The organism is Brevundimonas sp. MF30-B (genome assembly GCF_004683885.1).
Lineage (GTDB): Bacteria > Pseudomonadota > Alphaproteobacteria > Caulobacterales > Caulobacteraceae > Brevundimonas.
In genome coordinates this window covers 1,636,725-1,657,084 of record NZ_CP038440.1, presented here as the reverse complement: position 1 = coordinate 1,657,084, position 20,360 = coordinate 1,636,725, and the positions used below count along the sequence as shown (strand labels likewise).

At 67.8% G+C, this 20,360-nt stretch carries 24 protein-coding genes; 8 read left to right on the top strand and 16 right to left on the bottom strand.

The window, feature by feature from the left end; all coding sequences use genetic code 11:
• Positions 1-2: 2 nt before the first annotated feature.
• The 4 genes from E4M01_RS08370 to lpxK are packed head-to-tail and all read left to right on the top strand — an operon-like array spanning position 3 to position 4,820.
• The gene (locus E4M01_RS08370) at positions 3-1,835 is read left to right on the top strand and encodes an ABC transporter ATP-binding protein (protein ID WP_135063488.1); all 1,833 of its coding nucleotides are present in this window, start codon (positions 3-5) and stop codon (positions 1,833-1,835) included.
• A complete protein-coding gene (locus E4M01_RS08365; protein WP_135063490.1) occupies positions 1,832-2,518 on the top strand; it encodes a lysophospholipid acyltransferase family protein in 687 nt (228 codons plus the stop codon). The genes E4M01_RS08370 and E4M01_RS08365 overlap by 4 nt, the downstream gene beginning before the upstream one ends.
• Positions 2,518-3,819 (top strand): 3-deoxy-D-manno-octulosonic acid transferase, encoded by a 1,302-nt coding sequence (locus E4M01_RS08360; RefSeq protein ID WP_135063492.1) that lies wholly within the window; start codon positions 2,518-2,520, stop codon positions 3,817-3,819. Before E4M01_RS08365 ends, E4M01_RS08360 begins: the two co-directional genes overlap by 1 nt.
• Positions 3,816-4,820, top strand: a complete 1,005-nt coding sequence (gene lpxK, locus E4M01_RS08355) for a tetraacyldisaccharide 4'-kinase (protein WP_135063494.1) — start codon at positions 3,816-3,818, stop codon at positions 4,818-4,820. The genes E4M01_RS08360 and lpxK overlap by 4 nt, the downstream gene beginning before the upstream one ends.
• Here lpxK and E4M01_RS08350 read toward each other — a convergent pair.
• From E4M01_RS08350 to E4M01_RS08340, 3 genes are all read right to left on the bottom strand, one after another.
• Positions 4,817-5,566 carry a chorismate mutase gene (locus E4M01_RS08350; protein ID WP_135063496.1) on the bottom strand — a complete coding sequence of 250 codons (750 nt, stop codon included), beginning with the start codon at positions 5,564-5,566 and terminating at the stop codon, positions 4,817-4,819. The genes lpxK and E4M01_RS08350 overlap by 4 nt on opposite strands.
• 290 nt (positions 5,567-5,856) lie before the next feature.
• Positions 5,857-6,420, bottom strand: coding sequence for a prephenate dehydratase domain-containing protein (locus tag E4M01_RS08345; RefSeq protein ID WP_135063498.1), 564 nt, complete (start codon positions 6,418-6,420; stop codon positions 5,857-5,859).
• Positions 6,421-6,425: 5 nt separating this feature from the next.
• Complete coding sequence (locus E4M01_RS08340) at positions 6,426-7,796, bottom strand: class II 3-deoxy-7-phosphoheptulonate synthase (RefSeq protein ID WP_135063500.1); 1,371 nt, start codon at positions 7,794-7,796, stop codon at positions 6,426-6,428.
• Between the two features lie 172 nt (positions 7,797-7,968).
• On the opposite strand from E4M01_RS08340, the gene E4M01_RS08335 reads away from it, so the two are divergent.
• On the top strand, positions 7,969-8,400 hold the full coding sequence (locus tag E4M01_RS08335; protein ID WP_245158241.1) for a YkgJ family cysteine cluster protein: 432 nt from the start codon (positions 7,969-7,971) through the stop codon (positions 8,398-8,400).
• On the opposite strand, the gene E4M01_RS08330 is transcribed toward E4M01_RS08335, so the two are convergent.
• Both E4M01_RS08330 and queF read right to left on the bottom strand, forming a co-directional pair.
• Positions 8,361-9,251: a DUF817 domain-containing protein gene (locus E4M01_RS08330; RefSeq protein WP_245158242.1), complete on the bottom strand. Its 891-nt coding sequence runs from the start codon at positions 9,249-9,251 to the stop codon at positions 8,361-8,363. The genes E4M01_RS08335 and E4M01_RS08330 overlap by 40 nt on opposite strands.
• Positions 9,252-9,254: 3 nt before the next feature.
• A complete protein-coding gene (gene queF, locus E4M01_RS08325) occupies positions 9,255-9,716 on the bottom strand; it encodes a preQ(1) synthase (protein ID WP_135063502.1) in 462 nt (153 codons plus the stop codon).
• 338 nt (positions 9,717-10,054) lie between these two features.
• Between queF and E4M01_RS08320 the strand changes: the two genes are divergently transcribed.
• The 3 genes from E4M01_RS08320 to E4M01_RS08310 all read left to right on the top strand — a co-directional run bounded on the left by E4M01_RS08320 (position 10,055) and on the right by E4M01_RS08310 (position 12,827).
• On the top strand, positions 10,055-10,987 hold the full coding sequence (locus E4M01_RS08320) for a nitronate monooxygenase family protein (RefSeq protein ID WP_135063504.1): 933 nt from the start codon (positions 10,055-10,057) through the stop codon (positions 10,985-10,987).
• A 108-nt stretch (positions 10,988-11,095) separates the two neighbouring features.
• Positions 11,096-11,992: an ABC transporter ATP-binding protein gene (locus tag E4M01_RS08315; protein WP_135063506.1), complete on the top strand. Its 897-nt coding sequence runs from the start codon at positions 11,096-11,098 to the stop codon at positions 11,990-11,992.
• On the top strand, positions 11,982-12,827 hold the full coding sequence (locus E4M01_RS08310) for an ABC transporter permease subunit (RefSeq protein ID WP_245158243.1): 846 nt from the start codon (positions 11,982-11,984) through the stop codon (positions 12,825-12,827). Before E4M01_RS08315 ends, E4M01_RS08310 begins: the two co-directional genes overlap by 11 nt.
• A gap of 3 nt (positions 12,828-12,830) precedes the next feature.
• Here the strand turns inward: E4M01_RS08310 and E4M01_RS08305 are convergent, their stop codons facing one another.
• From E4M01_RS08305 to rpsE, 11 genes are all read right to left on the bottom strand, one after another.
• Entirely contained in the window at positions 12,831-13,301 is a 471-nt protein-coding gene (locus tag E4M01_RS08305; protein WP_135063510.1) for a GNAT family N-acetyltransferase, read from the bottom strand.
• A gap of 75 nt (positions 13,302-13,376) precedes the next feature.
• Entirely contained in the window at positions 13,377-13,796 is a 420-nt protein-coding gene (gene rplQ / locus E4M01_RS08300) for a 50S ribosomal protein L17 (RefSeq protein WP_135063512.1), read from the bottom strand.
• Between the two features lie 106 nt (positions 13,797-13,902).
• Entirely contained in the window at positions 13,903-14,922 is a 1,020-nt protein-coding gene (locus tag E4M01_RS08295) for a DNA-directed RNA polymerase subunit alpha (protein WP_135063514.1), read from the bottom strand.
• Between the two features lie 86 nt (positions 14,923-15,008).
• On the bottom strand, positions 15,009-15,398 hold the full coding sequence (rpsK, locus tag E4M01_RS08290; protein ID WP_135063516.1) for a 30S ribosomal protein S11: 390 nt from the start codon (positions 15,396-15,398) through the stop codon (positions 15,009-15,011).
• A 9-nt stretch (positions 15,399-15,407) separates the two neighbouring features.
• Positions 15,408-15,776 carry a 30S ribosomal protein S13 gene (rpsM, locus tag E4M01_RS08285; RefSeq protein WP_135063517.1) on the bottom strand — a complete coding sequence of 123 codons (369 nt, stop codon included), beginning with the start codon at positions 15,774-15,776 and terminating at the stop codon, positions 15,408-15,410.
• Between the two features lie 142 nt (positions 15,777-15,918).
• Positions 15,919-16,614 (bottom strand): energy transducer TonB, encoded by a 696-nt coding sequence (locus tag E4M01_RS08280; protein WP_135063519.1) that lies wholly within the window; start codon positions 16,612-16,614, stop codon positions 15,919-15,921.
• Between the two features lie 106 nt (positions 16,615-16,720).
• A complete protein-coding gene (locus E4M01_RS08275; RefSeq protein WP_135063521.1) occupies positions 16,721-17,281 on the bottom strand; it encodes an adenylate kinase in 561 nt (186 codons plus the stop codon).
• A 28-nt stretch (positions 17,282-17,309) separates the two neighbouring features.
• On the bottom strand, positions 17,310-18,713 hold the full coding sequence (gene secY / locus E4M01_RS08270; protein WP_135063523.1) for a preprotein translocase subunit SecY: 1,404 nt from the start codon (positions 18,711-18,713) through the stop codon (positions 17,310-17,312).
• 134 nt (positions 18,714-18,847) lie between these two features.
• Positions 18,848-19,375 carry a 50S ribosomal protein L15 gene (rplO, locus tag E4M01_RS08265; RefSeq protein ID WP_135063525.1) on the bottom strand — a complete coding sequence of 176 codons (528 nt, stop codon included), beginning with the start codon at positions 19,373-19,375 and terminating at the stop codon, positions 18,848-18,850.
• Positions 19,376-19,549: 174 nt separating this feature from the next.
• Positions 19,550-19,744 (bottom strand): 50S ribosomal protein L30, encoded by a 195-nt coding sequence (gene rpmD, locus E4M01_RS08260; RefSeq protein WP_135063527.1) that lies wholly within the window; start codon positions 19,742-19,744, stop codon positions 19,550-19,552.
• A gap of 5 nt (positions 19,745-19,749) precedes the next feature.
• Positions 19,750-20,352: a 30S ribosomal protein S5 gene (gene rpsE, locus E4M01_RS08255; RefSeq protein WP_135063529.1), complete on the bottom strand. Its 603-nt coding sequence runs from the start codon at positions 20,350-20,352 to the stop codon at positions 19,750-19,752.
• Between the last annotated feature and the right edge of the window lie 8 nt (positions 20,353-20,360).

The following is a 20,360-nucleotide window of genomic DNA, read 5'->3' as shown; positions in this document are numbered from 1 at the left end:
CGATGACGACGACGCCCGCCGAGGATGATCGAGAGCCGCTGCGGCCGCTGTTGCGGCGCATCTGGCGCGACTATCTGTCCAATCATCAGACCGCCCTTTACGCCTCCATGGCGCTGGCGGCCCTGGCCGGCGGCCTGACGGCGCTGCTGCTCAAGTTCCTGGAACCGGCGATCGACATCCTGTTCACCACGGCCCCCCAGCCGGAGCGGATTTGGGGCATCCTCACCATCCCGCCGGATCGGGCCCTGATCATCATTCCGCTGATCATCGTCATTCTTTCGATGATCCGCTCCTTCGCCATGGCGGGCCAGGCGGCGGTCGTGAACAGGCTGGGCCACGGCGTCGTCGGCGACATCCAGAAGCAGTTGTTCTCGGGCATGGTGCGGGCCGACCTGGCGCGCCTGCGCAGCCAGCACTCGGGCGGCTTCGTCTCGTCGGTGCTGTTCGACGCCAATCTGGTGCGCGAGGCCTTCACCACAGGGGTCGTAAACTACACCCAACATGGCCTGACCCTGATCGGCGTCATCATCGCCATGGCCTTTATCGATCTGCCGCTGACGCTGATCGTGCTTCTGGGCATCCCGGCGGTGAACGGGATCATCCGGCGCTTCGGCAAGAAGTCGCGCAAGGCCGCGCGCGGGGCGATGGCCGAGACCGAAACCCTCTCCAGCGCCCTGATGGAAAGCCTGGACGGCGTGCGGGTCATCAAGATCGAGAACCGTGAGGCCGCCGAGGAGGCCCGCGTCGCCGCCGTCATCGATCGACGCCAGCGTCACGTCATCAAGGGCGCCGATTCGCGGGCCTTCGCCGGCCCCGCGAGCGACATCGTCGCCTATGTCATCGTCGCCGCCGTCATGGCCTATGCGGGCTGGAGCGCCAGCCAGGGCCAGATGACCGTCGGCGCCTTCGCCGCCTTCATCGCTCTGGTCATGCTGGCCGGACAGTCGCTGCGCCAGGTGACCAATCTGGCGACCGTGATGTCCGAAGGCTTCGCGGCCGCGCGCCGCCTGTTCCGCGCGCTCGATATCCAGCCCGAGATTCGCGAGGCGGCCTCGGTCGAGCGCATCCGGCCGGGTCCGGCGACAGTCGCGCTGGAAGGCGTGGATTTCAGCTACGGCGGCTCGGCCGTCACACTGTCGAATGTCTCGCTTCAGGTCGCGCCCGGCGAAACCGTCGCCCTGGTCGGCCCGTCGGGCGGAGGTAAGTCCACAGTCCTGTCGCTGCTGCCGCGCTTTTATGACGTGACCGGTGGGCGCGTGACCCTCAACGGCCGCGATGTCCGCGACCTCAGCCTGGCCGACCTGCGCGCCCACATCGCCTTGGTGACACAGGAGCCCTTCCTGTTCGATGACACCATTGCCGCCAATATCGCCTACGGCCGCGACGGCGCCTCTCAGGACGAAGTCGAGCAGGCTGCGCGCGCCGCCGCCGCTCACGACTTCATCGTCGCCCTGCCGCAGGGTTATGACACCCGCGTGGGCGAGGCCGGCCTGCGCCTGTCGGGCGGCCAGCGCCAGCGCATCGCCATCGCCCGCGCCTTCCTCAAGGACGCCCCGATCCTGCTGCTGGACGAAGCGACCAGCGCGCTCGACACCGAGAGCGAGGCCCTGGTCCAGGCGGCGCTGGAGCGGCTGATGGACGGCCGCGCCACCCTGCTGATCGCCCACCGCCTGTCGACCGTGCGCAAAGCCGACCGCATCTATGTGCTGGACGCCGGCCGGGTCGTGGAGGAAGGCTCGCACAACGCCCTGGTCGCCCGCAGGGGCCTCTATGCGCGCCTGGCCCGACAGCAGTCCCTGGACGGCGAACGCGACGACGTGGCGAGCCTGGCATGAGGCCCCTGAGGAATCCCGTCATCCAGTCCGCCCTGGCCTGGGCCTTGGCGACGTGGATGCGCTTCTGCTTCGCCACCATCCGCTGGACGCAGGAAAACGAGGATGTCGCCGAGGCCATATGGAAGCGAGGCGGCGGCGTCTTGTGCGCCTTCTGGCATTCGCGCATCGGCTTGGCGCCCGCCTGCTGGCCCCTGGACCGAGCAACGCCCGCCAAGGGTCTGATTTCGCTGAGTCCCGACGGTCAGTTCATCGCCAAGGCGGTGGGCCGGCTAGGCTTTCCCGCCATTCGCGGTTCGTCAGCGAACAAGGACAAGGCGGATCGCGCCAAGGGCGGGACCCAGGCGCTGCGCGACGGGCTGAAACAGCTGAAGGTCGGCGCTCTGGCTATTACGCCTGACGGCCCTCGCGGCCCCGCACGCCGGATGGCCGAAGGCCTGCCGCTGCTGGCCAAGCTGTCAGGCGCGCCGGTGCTGTTCATCGGCCTGTCCTGCAAGCCGGCGATCCGTCTGAACAGCTGGGACAAGGCCGTCCTGCCCCTGCCGTTTGGACGAGGCGCGATCGTCTGGGACGTGGCGGATTATCCCACGGGCGCCGAGCTGCCCGAGGTCGTGGCCGACTGGACGGCCCGCCTGAATGCGGTCGAAGCCCGCGCCGACGCCCTGACCGGACTGGAGCCCGCCTGATGGCCTTCAGCCCCGCCCTTCTGGCCTATCGCCTTTTGACCCGCGCGCTCGAACCGCTGGCCCCTCGCCTGCTCGACACGCGCGTGAAGCAGGGCAAGGAGGATACGCGGCGCGTCGACGAAAGGCTTGGCTGCACGCACGCGGTTCGTCCGGACGGCCCTCTGGTCTGGCTGCACGGCGTCAGCGTCGGCGAAGCCCTGTCGATCCTGCCGCTGGCCGAGCGCATTCGACGCGAACGGCCGGACGTGGCGGTTCTGGTCACCACCGGCACGCTGACCTCCTCCGAGGTGCTGAAGACGCGTCTCCCAGTGGGCGTCATCCACCAATTCGCCCCGGTCGACGGCCCTGCAGCGGTCGCTGCCTTCCTGAACCACTGGCGGCCGACCCTGGGCGTGTTCGTCGAAAGCGAGCTTTGGCCCAATCTGCTGACGGCGGCGCAGGCGCGCGGCGTTCCGCTGGCGCTCGTCAGCGCGCGCATCACTCAGAAGACGGCCGACGGCTGGCGGCGCGCGCCGGCCATGGCCAGGCGCCTGCTCAACACCTTCGCCCACGTCTGGCCTCAGGACGAGGCCAGCGCTCAACGCCTGTCGGCCATGGGCGCGCGGGTGGACGGTCAGGTCAATCTGAAGCTGTCGGGCGGGGAGCTGCCCTATGACAAGGCGGCTTTCTCGCAACTGTCGGCCCTGATCGACGACCGGCCGGTCGTGGTCGCCGCCTCGACGCACGACGACGAGGAGATCGCCATCGTCCGCGCCCTGGATCGGCTGGCCGACCGCCTGTTCCTGATCGTCGTCCCCCGCCACCCTGAGCGCGGAGCCGCCATCGCCCAGGCGCTCAGCCGCGACGGCTACGGTTTCGCGCGCCGCTCGGTCGGCGAGCCCGTGACCGAGGAGACCGATCTCTATATCGCCGACACCCTGGGCGAACTGGGCGTCTTCCTGCGGCTGGCGGACGTGGTGGTCATGGGCGGCTCCTTCGCCCCGGCGCTCAGCGGCCGCACGGTGGGCGGACACAATCCGCTAGAGCCCGCACGCCTGGGCAAGCCCGTGGTGACCGGGCCGGACGCCTCCAACTGGGCCGAGGTAACCCGTGCATTGCGCGACGCCGGAGGCCTGGCCAGCGTGCCGTCGCCCGCTCAGCTGCCCTCAGTCGTTGGTCCGCTGCTGGCCGATCCTCAAGCCGCGCGCGACATGGGCGAGCGCGCCCGGCGCGCCGCCGCCGAGGCCGGCTCGGGCCTGGATCGGCTGTGGCTGACGCTTCAGGCGCATCTGCCGGCCGCACCCGCGAGGCGCGCCCGATGAGGCTGTCGACACCGCGCTGGTGGTACAGCCGCGAGGGTCGTCACGCGCCCGTGACGCGCATGGCGCTCAAGCCTCTGTCTTGGATCTGGGCGGCCGCGACCGCGCGTCGGATCAACCGGGCCACGCCGATCGATCCCGGCGCGGCGGTAATCTCCGTCGGCAATCTGACGGTCGGCGGCTCCGGCAAGACGCCGGTGGCGCGCGAAGTGCTGCGCCTGCTTCGTCAGGCGGGGGTGGACGCCCAGGCCCTGTCGCGCGGTTATGGCGGAAAGCTGCAGGGCCCGGAGCGGGTCGACCCGTCCCGCCATTCCGCCGAGGATGTCGGCGACGAACCCCTGATGCTGGCCGGCGACGCGCCCGCCTGGATCGCGCGCGACCGCGTGGCCGGCGCTCGCGCGGCGGCGGCCGCCGGGGCCCAGGCCCTGGTGCTGGACGACGCGCACCAGAATCCGGCCCTGACCAAGACCCTGTCCCTGATCGTGGTCGACGGCGAGACGCGCAAAGACGAATGGCCCTTCGGCGACGGCTCGGTCTTCCCGTCCGGACCCATGCGCGAGCCGCTGACGGCCGGGCTGGCGCGCGCGGACGGCGTAGTCATTCTACTGCCCGCCGACCTGGAGGCGGCAGATCCCGAACTCGTCGCGCTGTTCGACGGCCTGCCGGTCTTCATCGCCCGGCTGGAGCCGCTGGGCCCGCCGCCGCCCGGTCCTCAGGTCGGCTTCGCCGGTGTCGCCAAGCCGTGGAAGGTCGAGCGGTCGCTGATCGCCGCCGGGTGCGACCTCAAGGACTTCGCCCCTTATCCCGATCACGCCGCATGGAAGCCGTCTGACCTGGCTTTCCTGGAAGACCGCGCGGCGGTGTTCGGCGCCGGCCTGATCACGACCGAAAAGGACTGGGTGCGCCTGCCGGCAGACTGGCGACGCAAGGCCGTGGCCTGGCCCGTTGTGGCCCGGTTCGAGGACGAGGACGCCTTCTCGGCTTTTCTGATCGCCCGCCTCTAGCCGATGGCGCCCACGCAGCCCTCAGCCTCGCCCGGCGAAAGCGGCGCGTCGGTCAAGGCCAGGGTCCAGCCGTGGTGGGTGTTCAGGCCCCAACGGCGTGCGCCCGAGCCGTCGCCGGCGTCGCCCCCCGCCGTCACCACCACGCGGCGGCCCTTGGGCAGGGCCTGCGGGTCGATCCGGCCCACCGCAAGCGAGGTCGGCGTCTCCCCGCCATAGCCGTCGAAGACGCTGAGGCTGGACCAGTCCCGACGCAGGCCGATCCACCAGGCGTCGTCGGTGTTGATGGCCATCACGGCAATCCCCTGCCCCTCCGCCGCATGGGCCAGGGCCGCCTGCGGATCGCGCACCATGCGGATGTCGGCCGCCGCGCCGAAACGCAGCCGCGCGCCGTCGAAGGCTCGGGCGGGCTCGACCGGCGACCAGACCTGGACCTGAAGCCGGCCCTGTCGGGCCAGGCCCCAGCCCACGACTTCGCGCCACAGGTGTTCGACCGCCTCAGCGTTCTCGGGTCTGCAGCGGCTCAGCATGCGGCCGAGCACGGCTTGTTCGCGATCTGGCCGCAGCTTGGTGTGGGGGCCGGCCGGAGCATCCTTGGCGCGGCCGACGCGGGCGGCGATGGCCAGCCGGCGCTCGAACAGACTCAACAGTTGGTCGTCGAGCTCGTCGATCTCGTGACGCAGGGCGGCCAGAGCCATCTGCTTGGGACTGATTTCGGGCCAGACTTGCTGGAGCGACGACTTGGGCATGGGGAGGCTTTCGGCATGGGAATTTCGATGAGGAATGCCCGCCAGACGCGGGCGCACGTCGCCGTCCCGGTCAGGGACGGTCGCCGGCGAGGCGGTCAGAGCTGGGGTGAGCCCGACGCCTCAGCCGGCGTATCGAAAGCCGGTATAGCCGAGGCCGAAATAGAAGCCGGCCACCGCGCGCGAGGTGGTTTCTGGGGTCATCAGGGCGCGCAGCGAGGACATGGGTCCGGTCCGGTTCGTGGGATCAGGGGCGATCCGAGCCCTGTGATGACTGGAAAGATCGTGCGCCGTCAAGCGCTCGCGGCGCGCAGCAGCACAAAACGCGTGCGATTATCCGCTGAATCCTGAAGGTCGTTGCGCAGAACCACCAAGCCGTACACGTCCGCCGCACCTGCCGGCGCCACCGCGGCGCGGGTCGGATCGCCCGCCTCCGCGACCGCGCGGGCCGCGCCGGCCGTGTCGAACGCCTCGACCGCAGCGATCCTGAGCACCGCCAATCCGCGCATGCATTGCCCCAGCGCCGCCGGGTGGCTCTCGGCCGTGCGAATATCCGACAGCCGCGCGCCGGGCGCCGCCATCAGCGCCAGCCGGATGGGCCGCCAGACCTCGCCAACGACGTCCAGCGCCGCCTCACGCACCAGGCTGGCGGCAGGCTCGACCACTCCGACAGTGGTGTTCTCCACCGGGATCAAGGCGCAACCGCAATCGCCCGAATGCAAGGCCTCGATGGCGTCGGCGAAGCTGTCGAAGCCGACAGCTTCGTCCCAAGGCCTCAGGGCCAGGCAGGCTTCATGGCTGAACGACCCTGCCGCGCCCTGATAGGCGACGCGGCCCGGTGTCGCGGCGTCGCCCACGGCGGTCAGGCCGCCGCGGAGCGAGCCAGACGCCCGCTCTTGAGCCGCTCGGCCACCAGGAAGGCCAGCTCCAGAGCCTGATCGGCGTTGAGGCGCGGGTCGCAGTGGGTGTGATAGCGGCTGGACAGGTCGTCCTCGGTCACCGCCTGTGCGCCGCCCAGGCATTCGGTGACATTCTGGCCGGTCATCTCCAGGTGCACGCCGCCGGGGTGGACAGCCTCGGCCTCGGCCACGTCGATGAAGGTGCGGACCTCGCCCATGATGCGGTCGAACGGGCGGGTCTTGTAGCCGTTGGCGGCCTTCAACGTGTTGCCGTGCATGGGGTCGATCGACCAGACCACGCGCTTGCCCGCCGCCTTCACCGCCCGCATCAGCCTGGGCAGGCGCTCGCCCACCTTCTCGTGACCGAACCGGCCGATCAGCGTGAGACGGCCGGGCGTGTTGTCCGGGTTCAGAGCGTCGATCAGCGGCAGCAAGTCGTCGGGCTCCATCGTCGGCCCGCATTTGACGCCGATGGGGTTCTTGATGCCGCGCATGAACTCGACGTGAGCGCCGTCCAGCTGACGCGTGCGCTCGCCGATCCACAGCATGTGGGCCGAGGTGTCGAACCATTCGCCCGAGGCCCCGTCCAGGCGGGTCAGCGCGCTTTCCAGGTTCAGCAGCAGGGCTTCGTGGCTGGTGAAGACCTCGACGCGGCTCAGGTCGGGATGGGTTTCGGGCGTGACGCCGACCGCCTCCATGAAGGCCAGGGCCTCGGTGATCTTGTCGGCCAGATCGCGATAGGCCGCCCCTGCCCCGTCGGCGGCGAAGCCCAGGGTCCAGCGATGGATGTTGTGCAGGTCGGCATAGCCCCCGCCGGCGAAGGCGCGCAGCAGATTCAGGGTCGAGGCCGACTGGTTGTAGGCGCGGATCAGACGCTGCGGATCGGGAATGCGGTCCTGGGGCGTAAAGGCCATGCCGTTGATGATGTCGCCGCGATAGCTGGGCAGTTCGACGTCGCCGATCTTTTCGACGCCCGAGGAGCGCGGCTTGGCGAACTGGCCGGCGATGCGGCCCACCTTCACCACCGGCTTGCGGCCGGCGAAGGTCAGGACGACCGCCATCTGAAGGATAAGGCGGAAGGTGTCGCGGATGTTGTCGGTCGAGAACTCCTTGAAGCTCTCGGCGCAGTCGCCGCCCTGCAGCAGGAAGGCCTCGCCCGCCTCGACCTGGGCCAGCTTGGCCGTCAGGGTCCGCGCCTCGCCGGCGAACACCAAGGGCGGCAGCGCCCGCAGCTCATCCTCGACCGCCGCCAGGGCGCGGGGGTCCGGATAGTCCTGCGGCATTTGCAGGATGGGTTTCGATCTCCAGCTTTCTGGGTGCCAACGCGCGATCATCTGGGCAAGATAGGCGCGTGTGCGCCGGCGAACAATCGGCCAGAAGAACGCGAGCCAGGCTTCGGGCGTCTGTCAGGACGATCATGCGCCCCTCCATGCGAGTGCGAACCGTTCGCAGGTTTGACCGGATCGCTCGTTCGCGCAAGCCTTCCGCCTCCAGAAAGGCCGCCGCGTGTCCGTGCTGACCACTCCGCCACCCCGGAAAACCTGCGGCGACTGCGGCCTGTGCTGCAAGCTGATGGGCGTGGAGGCCCTGGCCAAGCCGGCCGGGCGCTGGTGCCGCCACTTCCGCCGCGCCTCGGGCTGCGACGCCTATGAGGTCCGCCCCGACGCCTGCCGCATTTTCAACTGCACCTGGCTGCTGACCGAAGCGCTGGACGGCGCGTGGAAGCCGACTACGGCGGGCTTCCTGATGCATTCGGAGCCGGGCCGCCTGATCGTCGAGTGCGACCCCGCTCGCCCGCACGACTGGCGACGCAGCCCCTATCAGGAAACCCTGACGCGCTGGGCCGGCGATCCGGCGCTCGAAGTCCTGATCTTCGCGGGACGTCAGGGCGTTAGGCTTCAGGCGGACGGCGCGACGTCCCCGGTCCGGCGGGCCTGAACCTCCGGCTCGGGACGGTGCACCAGCGAAACCAGCACCACGCTGATCATCATCAGCAGGAACCAGCTGCCCAGCTTGGCGATCGATACCGGCGACCAGCCGTCGGCCTGATCAGGATAGGTCCAGGCCCGCGCATAGGTGCCGATGTTCTCCGCGAACCAGATGAACAGCGCGACCAGAAAGAAGCCCAGCAGGAAAGGCATCGACCGCCGGCGCCGGTCGGGCGTGAAGAAGAACCACCCTCGTCCGAACAGAAGCGCGGTCGCCAGAAACAGCCCGGCGCGGATGTCCGGCAGCCAGTGATGGGCGAAGAAGTTCACATAGATCGCCGCCGCCAGCAGCCAAGTGGTCCACAGCGGCGGATAGTGGGTGAAGCGGATGTCGAAGATGCGCCAGATGCGGGCGATGTAGCTGCCGACCGCCGCATACATGAAGCCCGAGAACAGCGGCACCTCGCCGATCCTCAACAGGCTGGGCTCAGGATACAGCCAGGACCCCTGCGCGGTCTTGAACAGCTCCATCACCGTTCCGACGACGTGGAAGACCAGAATCACCCGCGCCTCCTCCCAGCTTTCCAGCTTCAGCGTCAGCATGGCGACCTGGATCGCCACCGCGCCCAGCGTCAGGAAGTCGTATCGCGCCAGCGGCGCGCCCTGTGGCCAGAACAGATGGGTGCCCAGCAGCAGGGCCAGCATCAGCCCGCCGAACAGACAGGCCCAGCCCTGCTTGATCCCGAACATCAGGAACTCGAAGGCGTAGCCGCGCCAACGCCCGCGATCGGCCCACTCCTGCGCCCCCGCCAGCCACCGCCGCCCCCAGGCCTCCAGCGGCAGACGCCGGGGCTCGGTCACGCCTCAACCCCGTCCGCGATAGGTCGGTACGCCCTGGTCGGGCAGCCACAGGCCCGCGGGCGCCGGACCGGTTTGCCAGAAGACGTCGATGGGAATGCCGCCGCGCGGATACCAGTATCCGCCGATCCGCAGCCACGTCGGCTCCAAAAGGTCCGCCAACCGCTTGCCGATCGCCACGGTGCAGTCCTCGTGGAAGGCGCCGTGATTGCGGAAACTGGTAAGATACAGCTTCAGGCTCTTGGATTCGACCAGCCAGTCGCCGGGGACATAGTCGATCACCAAGTGGGCGAAGTCGGGCTGGCCGGTCACCGGGCAAAGACTGGTGAACTCCGGCGCCGTGAAGCGGGCGGCGTACAACGTCCCCGGATGCGGATTGGGCACGCGCTCCAGCTCAGCCGTCTCCGGGCTGACAGGCGCTTCGATCTGGCGGCCGAGTTGTGAGAGGCCGGAGGTGTCGGTGGTCATGATCCGCGCCGTAGCACGGAGTTTTCATCGCCGCCATTTTACAGCCACCTCGCCTCCCGTTCATCCCCGCGACAGCGTGATCAACCTGTCACGCTCCAGCGTCTAATTGTCTTTTAGATCAGGACCTTGAATCGTAGCGCGGTTCATTTCCCGCGCATGCTTCGAGGCCATGTCATACTTGAGCAGCCGGCTACGCGCCTTCGCCCCGGCGCCGGATTTCACACCATTCACACCATTCAGACTCTGTTTTTCCGCCCACCCTCTGAACTCGCCCGATTGCCTTACCCAGCGACAGCCCGCTAAGCGTAGCCAAACGAAACGCTCTTCAGGAGACGCCCGTGGCCATTCCCGCCTCGCTGCAAGCCGGCCTCAAGCTGCCGGTCATCGCCGCGCCCATGTTCCTGGTGTCCGGCCCGGACCTGGTGGTCGAGTGCTGCAACGCCGGCGTCATAGGCACCTTCCCGTCGCTGAACCAGCGTACGACCGAGGGCTATCGGGAATGGCTGCACGACATCAAGGCGCGTCGGAACGCCGATGCGGCGGCGTTCGGCGTCAATCACATCGTCCACCCGACCAATCCGCGCCTGATGGCCGATCTGCAGGTTTCGGTCGAGGAGCAGGTGCCACTGATCATCACCTCGTTGGGCGCCGTACGGGACCTGGTGGACGCGGTCCACGGCTACGGCGGCGTGGTGTTTCATGACATCGCAAACGTGCGCCACGCCAGAAAGGCCGCCGAGGCCGGCGTCGACGGGCTGATCATGGTGGCCAACGGGGCGGGCGGCCATGCCGGCGTGGTCAACCCCTTCGCCCTTGTGGAGGAGGTGCGGTCGTTCTTTGACGGAACCCTGATTCTGTCCGGCTGCCTGTCCACCGGGCGCGACGTGGCCGCGACACGCATGATGGGCTGCGACTTCGCCTATATGGGCACCCGCTTCATCGCCACCGGAGAAAGCAGCGCGCCCGAGGCCTACAAACAGATGGTGGTCGAGGCAGGCTCCATGGACATCACCTACACGCCCGCCGTCTCGGGCATCCCCGCCAACTTCATGACGCCGTCGCTGATCCAGAACGGCGTGGATCCCAAATCCCTCCCCGAACACAAGCTGGACATGGGCGAAGAGGCCAAGGCCTGGAAGACCGTCTGGTCCGCCGGCCAGGGCGCGGGCGCCGTGCACGACATCCCCTCGACCGCAGATCTGATCGCCCGCCTGCGCCGCGAGTACGCCCAGGCCGCCGCCGCGTTCGAGACGATGTCGCGGTTCGCCTAGCCCGAGCGAGCGGCGGGGACTTCGGCGGTCAGAACATTGCGGAAGCTTAATCGACTCGGCGTCTGACACGGCTTGTCGAGCGGCGTTGCGCCGGGCAGGCTCGCCTTCATGAACACCGTCATCCAGACCCGGCGCCTGACCAAGACCTATGGCGCGGTCCGCGCCCTTGATGGTCTGGACCTGATCGTGCCGCGCGGCGGCGTCTATGGCGTGCTGGGACCCAATGGCGCGGGCAAATCAACCCTGTTTCGCATCCTTCTGGGCCTGATCCGGCCGACACAGGGCGAGGTGGAGATACTGGGCGGCCGCCCGGGCGACCCGACCGCCATGCGCCGCGTCGGCTCCATGATCGAGACGCCCCGCTTCCCGCCCTACATGACCGCGCGCCAGGTTCTTATGTGGCTGTCCCTGGCCCATGGCGAGGCGCGATCGGTGCAGATCGACGCCTGGCTGGACCGGGTCGGCCTGTCGGCGGCGGCGAACCGCAAGGTGCGGGGCTTCTCCGTCGGCATGCTGCAGCGGCTGGGCGTCGCCGCCGCCCTGATGACGCGGCCTGACCTCGTCATCCTGGATGAACCGACCTCGGGCATGGACCCGCCCGGCATCCAGGAGATGCGCGCCCTGATCCGCTCTCTGGCCGACAACGACGGCGTCACCGTCATCCTCGCCAGCCACCAGTTGCTCGAGGTCCAGCGTGTCTGCGACCGCGTCGCCATCTTCAACAAGGGCCGCCTGGCCGCCGAGGGCAAGGTCAGCGAGCTGATGGCCGGCGCGGGCGAACGCCTGCGCCTGTCCGGCACGCCGCTGGCGACCATGATGGGCGTGCTGGGAGAGCGCGGGACGATCGAGGGCGACGCCGTTCTGGCCACCCTGCCGCGCGCCGAGGCCCCCGCACTGCTGCGAGCCCTGATCCAAAAGGGTGTCGACATCGACGAAGCGCGCTGGGTTGGCGGCGACCTGGAAAGCGTCTTCATGGCCGAGACGGGAGACCGTGATGCTGTCTGACGCCATTCGTTCCGAGGGCTATCGCCTATGGCGCAATCGCTCGGCCATGTTCTGGAGCGTGTTGTTCGCCCCTTTGGCCGGCCTCGCCCTGACCGTTTTCGGCTACTTCATGATCCAGCAGCGGACGAGCGAGCTGAAGGACGTCCAACTGCCGCCCGAACTGACTGGAACGGGCGGCGTCCTGGACATGGGCGCGGCGCTGGTCAGCCAGGCTGCAAGCCTGGCCAATCCCGCAGTCCTGGCCTTCGTGCTGATCGGCTCGGCGGTCATTTTCGCCGGTGACTATCGCTGGGAGACGGCTCGCCTGACCTTGGCCCGCAACAGCCGCGCCAATACGATCATCGGCAAGGTCGGCGTGGTGAAGATGCTCGTCCTCGCCGCCCTCCTTGCCTACCTGGCCAGCGCAATGTGCGCCGAAGCGATCCGAGGCCTCATGTATCAGCGCAGCTTCGCCTTCAGCCTCAGCGGCTCGCAGGCGGGTGATTTCGCGCTGCTGTTTGTCTCCGGCATGGTGCGGGTGATGCAGTTTCTGATGCTGGCGCTCTTGGCCGCGGTGTTCACGCGGTCGCTGCTGGCGGCGCTGTTCCTGCCGCTGATCGTCGGCGTCGCCCAGTTCTTCCTGAGTCAGCTGGCCTCGGTCTTCGGACTGGAGCTGACCAGCTGGCTGGCTCATCTATTGATGCCCGGCCTGGCGTTCGACAGTCTGAAGGCCGCGATCCAGACCAACCAGACCACGATGCTGGCCAAGGCCATTGTCAGCCTGGCGGGATGGACCTTCATCCCCTTCTTCGCCGCCCTCGTCTGGTTCCAGCGTCAGGACCTCTCGAAGGAGTAGGCGTCAGCCCAGCCTCTTCTCCATGAAGACGTCAGCGCGCGCATAAGGCGTCGGACGCGGCGGCAGTTCGGCAAAGCCGTAGCTGCGGTACAGCCCTCCCGCCACGGTCAGAGTGCTGGAGGTCTCCAGATACAGCCTGAGGGCGCCCAGGACACGCGCCTCCGCCTCGCAGGCGTCCAGCAGCCGACGCGACAGCCCTCGTCCCCGGGCGGAGGGCGTCACAGTCATCTTGGCCACCTCGAACCCGCCATCGTCCATGGCCATCAGGGCGCAGCAGCCGACGGCTTCTCCGTCTAGCTCGACTATGAAGATGCGACCGCCAGGAGCCAGGATCGCGCCCTCCGGATCGTCGATGACCTTGCGATCCTTGGCCTCGATCTCGAAGCCCCCTTCGATCAGCCAGGCGGTGTTCAATGCGGCCCATGCCTCGGCATGGCGGGGTTCGAACGCAACGATGCGGGCGTCTTCGGTCATCGGGTTTCCGGCAAGCAAAGAGGCGGCCGGATCGCTCCAGCCGCCCCTTGATAGATCAGTCGGCGTCGAGGCCGATCAGGCTTCGTCGTCGCCCTCAAAGGCGTCGACCGGGCCCGAATCCAAGCCCTTGGCGTCAGCGTCGCGATCGACGAACTCGATCACGGCCATCGGCGCGTTGTCGCCGTGGCGGTAGCCGGCCTTCATGATGCGGATATAGCCGCCGTTGCGTTCGGCGTAGCGCGGGCCGAGCGTTTCGAACAGCTTGCCGACTTGCGGCACATCGCGGACCTGGCTGATGGCCTGACGACGAGCGTGCAGATCGCCCTTCTTGGCCAAGGTCACCAGCTTCTCGACGAAGGGACGCAGTTCCTTCGCCTTGGGCAGGGTGGTCGTGATCTGCTCGTGCTTGATCAGCGAAGCGGCCATGTTGGCGAACATGGCCTGGCGGTGGCTGACCGTACGGCCGAGCTTGCGATAGGCGGCGCCGTGGCGCATCGGGGTCTCTCCTACTCAACCCTGGTTTCCGCGAGCCTTGCGGACCTGGGGCTCTCTCATTCTAACCGCTCCGCGACCCTGAGGGTCTTGGGCGGAGGGTTGAAACTTAGATCTGGTCGTCGAACTTCTTGGCCAGATCTTCGATGTTTTCCGGCGGCCAGTTCGGCACATCCATGCCGAGGCTGAGGCCCATGGTCGCCAGCACTTCCTTGATCTCGTTCAGCGACTTGCGGCCGAAGTTCGGGGTGCGAAGCATCTCGCCCTCGGTCTTCTGGATCAGGTCGCCGATGTAGACGATGTTGTCGTTCTTCAGGCAGTTGGCCGAACGAACCGACAGTTCCAGCTCGTCCACCTTCTTCAGCAGGGCCGGGTTGAACGGCAGGTCGGGCTTGCCGTCCGACTGTTCCACCGCCGCCTTGGGCTCGTCGAAGGTGATGAAAATCTGCAGCTGGTCCTGGAGAATGCGCGAGGCGTAGGCCACCGCGTCCACCGGGGTCACGGCGCCGTTGGTTTCGACCTCCATGATCAGCTTGTCATAGTCCAGCGATTGGCCCTGACGGGTCGGCTCGACGCGGTAGGCGACGCGCTTCACCGGCGAATACAGGGCGTCGACGGCGATCAGGCCGATCGGGGCGTCTTCCGGACGGTTCATCTCGGCGGCGACGTAGCCCTTGCCGTTCTGGACCGTCAGTTCCATGCGCACCGAAGCGCCGTCGTCCAGGGTGCAGATGACGTGATCGGGGTTCAGCACCTCGATGTCGGCCGGAGCGTCGATCTGACCGGCGGTGACGGCGCCCGGGCCAGTGGCTTTCAGCGTCATGCGCTTGGGCCCCTCGGCATGCATGCGCAGCGCCAGTTGCTTGATGTTCAGGACGATGTCGACCACGTCTTCCCGCACGCCTTCCAGCGACGAGAATTCATGGACCACGCCGTCAATTTGGATGGCCGTGACCGCCGCGCCTTGCAGCGAGGACAGCAGCACGCGCCGCAGGGCGTTGCCGAGCGTCACACCGAAACCGCGCTCCAGAGGTTCGGCCACCAGACGCGCTTTGCGTTGGGCGTCGGCGCCGGTCTCGATCTGCGGTTTCTCGGGACGGATCAGCTCTTGCCAGTTCTTCTCGATCATTTTGTCCCTCGAACGGGTTTCGCCAGATCCGCGCCCTGTCGACGGGGCGCGGTTGGCGGGAATAGGGGGTCGTGCGGCGCTGTCGCTTAGACGCGGCGGCGTTTGGGCGGACGGCAGCCGTTGTGGGGCATCGGCGTCACGTCGCGGATGGTCGTGATCGTCATGCCCACGGCCTGCAGGGCGCGCAGAGCCGATTCACGACCGGAGCCAGGGCCCGACACATTGACTTCCAGCGTCTTGACGCCGTGCTCGGCGGCCTTCTTGCCGGCGTCTTCCGCGGCCATCTGGGCGGCGTACGGGGTCGATTTGCGCGAACCCTTGAAGCCCATGTGACCCGCCGAGGACCAGGAGATGGCGTTGCCCTGGGCGTCGGTGATCGTGATCATGGTGTTGTTGAACGACGCATTCACGTGGGCGACGCCCGAGGTGATGTTCTTGCGTTCGCGGCGCTTAACGCGACCCTGTTCCTTGGCCATGGCTATGTCTTACTTCTTCTTGCCGGCGATCGGCTTGGCGGGGCCCTTGCGGGTGCGAGCATTGGTGTGCGTGCGCTGACCGCGGACCGGCAGGCCCTTGCGGTGACGCAGGCCGCGATAGCAGGCCAGGTCCATCAGACGCTTGATGTTCATCGAGGTCTCACGACGCAGATCGCCCTCTACGGTGTGGTCCTTGTCGATGGTCTCGCGAATCTGCAGGACTTCGGCGTCCGTCAGCTGGTTGACGCGGCGCGAGGGCTCGATGCCCACCTTGGCCGTGATCTCCTTGGCGGCGTGCGCGCCGATGCCATGGATGTACTGAAGCGCGATTTCGACGCGCTTGTTGGTCGGAATGTTGACGCCAGCGATACGGGCCACGAAAATCTCCAGATACGCGTTGTCAGACGCAGGAAACGCTCCGGTCAACAGACCAGGAGCGTGCGCGCCCTTCGCGGAAGGCGGCCCTTATACCCTTGATTCTGATTTCGTCAACGGTCGCGGCGGCCGCAACCGACAGGGCTCAGCCGTCGCGGCCGAAGATGACGCCGAAGACGCCCCGCGTCCCCGGCTGAGCGCGGCCGTCCAAGATCGGCGGACGGGCCCGGAACGCGGGCGCCAGGGTCAGGGCGGCGGGGCCAAAGCCCTGCCCCTCCGGCGTCTCGCTGACGATGCGGCAGTCGCTCAGCCGCTCGTCTAAGCCGATGATGCACGACATCGCTGCGCGGCCAGATCGGCCCGCCCGCAGCGCGGCCGGAGGATGGGCGCGGCGACGCTCGTCAAGGGTGGGGCCCCGCAACACCTGGAAACGCCCCCCAGACCCCGGCCCGACGCCGGAGCCGGTCCCTCCTCCCGTTCCGGTCCCCTCACCGCCCTGGCCCTGGCCGGCGACGGGTCCGGCGATTGGGGCCTGGCCGACAATGACCGGGTCCGGGTCCGGCGCGGGTTCAGGAGGCGCGGCGAGTTCGACGGGAACTGCGGGCGGCCGCGGCGTTGGTCGGACCCGCGAAGGCGCAGCTGGCGCGCCGCCGCCTTCACTGGCTGCGGGCTCGGGCTCCGCCGGCGGCGCAATCGGCTCCGGCGGGGGACGAAACAGGACGACCTCGATCGGCGCGAGCGACGGCGCCGGCGATTGGCCGTGGGTTCGGTTCAGATAGAGCGCCACCCCGCCGTGCAGAGCCGCGACAACGGCCCAGGCCGCGACGGCCCGGGCGCGCACGCGTTTCGCCCTGTCTATGTCTTGTGTCACCCCGCCATCGTGCGCCATCTGTCCTGAACGCGCATCGGGCGAGAAAGTCAGCCGCCCTTCATCTTGGCGGAGCAGCCTAGGCCAGCGCGGCGTCGATGCCCCTGGCCACGGCCGCGATGTCGCCCATGCCGTCGATCTCGATCAACTTGCCCTGGGCTTCGTAATAGGGAAGCAGCGGCGCCGTCTGGCGGTTGTAGACGGTCAGACGGTCCTTGAAGGTGTCAGGATTGTCGTCCGGACGGCCCTGATCGGCGAACCGCTTGGCGATCCGTTCGGTCAGGGCGGCGTCATCGACCTTCAGCCGGACGACGCGGTCGATCTGGCCGCCGCGCGTAGCCAGCATGGCGTCCAGGGCTTCGGCCTGGGCCACGGTGCGGGGGAAGCCGTCGAAGATGGCGCCGCCTGCCGCTTCGGCCTCGGGCAGGCGGTCCTCGATGAGGGCGATGACGATCTCGTCGGTCACAAGGTCGCCGCGCGCCAGCACGTCCTTGACGGTCTGGCCCAGCTCCGATCCGGAAGCGATGGCGGCACGCAGCATGTCGCCGGTCGACAGCTGCACCATGCCGCGCTCTTCGACCAGGCGCTTGGCCTGGGTGCCCTTGCCCGCTGCGGGCGGGCCAAACAGGATCAGGTTCACGCCCCGCCCTCCCCTATCGTTCCGAAGATCAGCGCCGAATCGGCGCCGGCGTCCCACGACCGCCCCCGCCACGCGGGCCGCCGCCTCGCCCGCGCAACTTCGCCTTCTTGATCAGGCCTTCGTACTGGTGGGCCAGCAGGTGGGACTGGATCTGGGAGACCGTGTCCATGGTCACCGACACCACGATCAGCAGCGAGGTGCCGCCGAAATAGAGGCTGGTGTTGCCCAGCTGCGAAACCAGAAACTCGGGCAGCAGGCAGACGGCGGTGATGTAGGCGGCGCCGATCGTGGTCAGGCGGGTCAACACATAGTCCAGATACTCCGCCGTGCGCTTGCCCGGACGGATGCCCGGCAGGAAGCCGCCGTACTTGCGCAGGTTCTCGGCCGTGTCGTCCGGATTGAAGGTGATCGAGGTGTAGAAGAAGCAGAAGAAGATGATCAGGGCGGCGTACAGCACCATGAACAGGGGCTGGCCGTGAGTCAGCTGGGCCGTGACCATCGGCAGCCAGCTCATCCACTCAGGCAAGTCGGCATTGGCTGTGAACTGGGCGACGGTCGCCGGCAGCATCAGCAGCGATGAGGCGAAGATCGCCGGGATGACGCCGGCGGTGTTGACCTTCAGCGGCAGGAACGAACGCTCGCCGCCCGCCATGCGGTTGCCTTCCTGGCGCTTGGGATACTGGATCAGCAGACGACGCTGGGCCCGCTCCATGAAGACGATGAAGGCGACCACGGCCACGGCCATGATGGCGATGAACAGCAGGACGAAGGCGGACATCTGGCCCTGCTGAGCCAGGCCCAGCAGGCGCGCGACAGTGGACGGCAGAACCGCCACGATGCCGGCGAAGATGATCAGCGAGATGCCGTTGCCGACCCCGCGCGCGGTCACCTGCTCGCCCAGCCACATCAGGAACATGGTGCCGCCCGTCAGGGTCACGACGGTCGTGGTGATGAAGAACAGGCCGGGATTGTCCACCAGACTCGGCTGAGCGTTCAGTCCGATCGCGATGCCCAGCGATTGCGCCACCGCCAGGAAGACGGTCAGATAGCGTGTGTACTGGTTCAGCTGCTTGCGGCCGCTCTCCCCGCCTTCCTTCTTCAGCTTCTCCCACGGCGGATAAACCGCCTGCATCAGCTGCACGATGATCGAGGCCGAGATGTAGGGCATCACGTTCAGCGCGAAGACGGCCATCCGCTCGACCGCGCCGCCCGAGAACATGTTGAACATGTCCAGGATGCCGCGCTGCCCCTCCGGATTCTGGAAGAAGGCCAGGAAGGCTTCGGAGTTGATGCCGGGAATCGGCACGAAGGTGCCAATCCGATAGACCAGCAGCGCGCCCAGCGTGAACAGCAGGCGCTTGTGAAGCTCGGTCGCCCTGGCGAACGAGCCCATGTTCATGTTTGCAGCGAGTTGTTCAGCGGCCGAGGCCATACGCGCGTCCCCACGACTTTCAGTCGTCGTCAGATAGGTGAAAAGCGGCCTCTATGCGAGGCCGCTTCCAGTTCGTCATCCCGCTTTTCTTTCCGACGAACGTCGAAGGACGATCGCGGGACGACGCTTTTCGATCAGGCCTTGGGCTTGCCGCGGGCCGCCTGACGCTTGTCCAGACGGGCCTGAGCCTTGGCTTCGGCCTCGATGCGCTGCTGCGTCACCGAGCCGCCGGCCGCTTCGATGGCCTTGATGGCGCCGGCCGAGGCCGACCACACCACCAGGTTCAACTTGCCCTTGATCTCACCGGTGCCCAGCAGACGGACGCCGTCCTTGACGCGACGGATCACGCCGGCGGCCACCAGGGCCTCGCCGGTGATGTCGCCCTTGATGTCCAGCTTCTTGGCGTCGATGGCGTCCTGCAGGCGCCACAGGTTCACTTCAGCCAGCTTCAGGGCGTTGGGATTGTTGAAGCCGCGCTTGGGCATGCGCATGTACAGCGGCATCTGGCCGCCTTCGAAGCCGCCGATGGCGACGCCCGAACGCGACTTCTGACCCTTGACGCCGCGACCGGCGGTCTTGCCCTTGCCCGAACCCGGGCCACGGCCGACGCGCATGCGCTTCTTGTGGGCGCCTTCGTTGTCGCGAATTTCGTTCAGTTTCATGTGCCTGATCCTTTCGGGTTCTAGCGCCCGGCCATCGGCCGGACTCGGCGGTGTAAAAATGAAAGTGGCGAGTGGCGAGTGATGAGTGCCGAGTCAAGGGGAAACAGCCGAGGCCGCCTCTCTTTCGCTCGTCACTCGCCACTCATCACTCGCCACTTCGCGTAGCGAAAAGTCTTACTTCTCGACCACTTCGACCATGTGGGCGACCTTGGCGATCATGCCGCGCACGGAGGGGGTGTCCTCCAGGGTCGATTCACGGCCCACGCGGTTGAGACCCAGGCCCGACAGGGTGGCGCGCTGATCGGCCTTGCGGCGGATCGGGCTGCCCGTCTGGCGGATGGTGACGGTGGCGGTGTCTTGTTTGGCCATGTCTATCAGCCCTCGATGGCTTCAGGCGCCGAGGCGCCGTCGTTGCGACGGCCCATCAGATCCGCGACCTTCTTGCCACGCTTGGACGCGACCATGCGGGGCGAGGACTGGACCTTCAGAGCTTCGAAGGTGGCGCGGATCATGTTGTAGGGGTTCGACGAACCGGTCGACTTGCCCACGACGTCCTGGACGCCGAGGGTTTCGAGCACGGCGCGCATCGGACCGCCCGCGATGACGCCGGTCCCGGGAGGGGCGGCGCGCATCATGATCTTGCCGGCGCCCCAACGGCCATTGCCGTCGTGGTGCAGGGTGCGGTTCTCGCGCAGCGGAACCTTGATCATGGTCTTCTTGGCTTCTTCGGTCGCCTTGCGGATGGCTTCCGGCACTTCGCGCGCCTTGCCATGACCGAAGCCGACGCGGCCCTTGCCGTCGCCGACGACCATCAGGGCCGCGAACGAGAACCGGCGGCCGCCCTTCACGGTGGCGGCGACGCGGTTGATGTGCACCAGCTTCTCGACGATGTCCGAGTCCGGACCGTCGACGGCGGGAGCGTTGCGGTTGTCACGGCGATTGCGATCGCCGCCGCCGCGTTGGGGTTGTTGCGCCATCTGTCGCG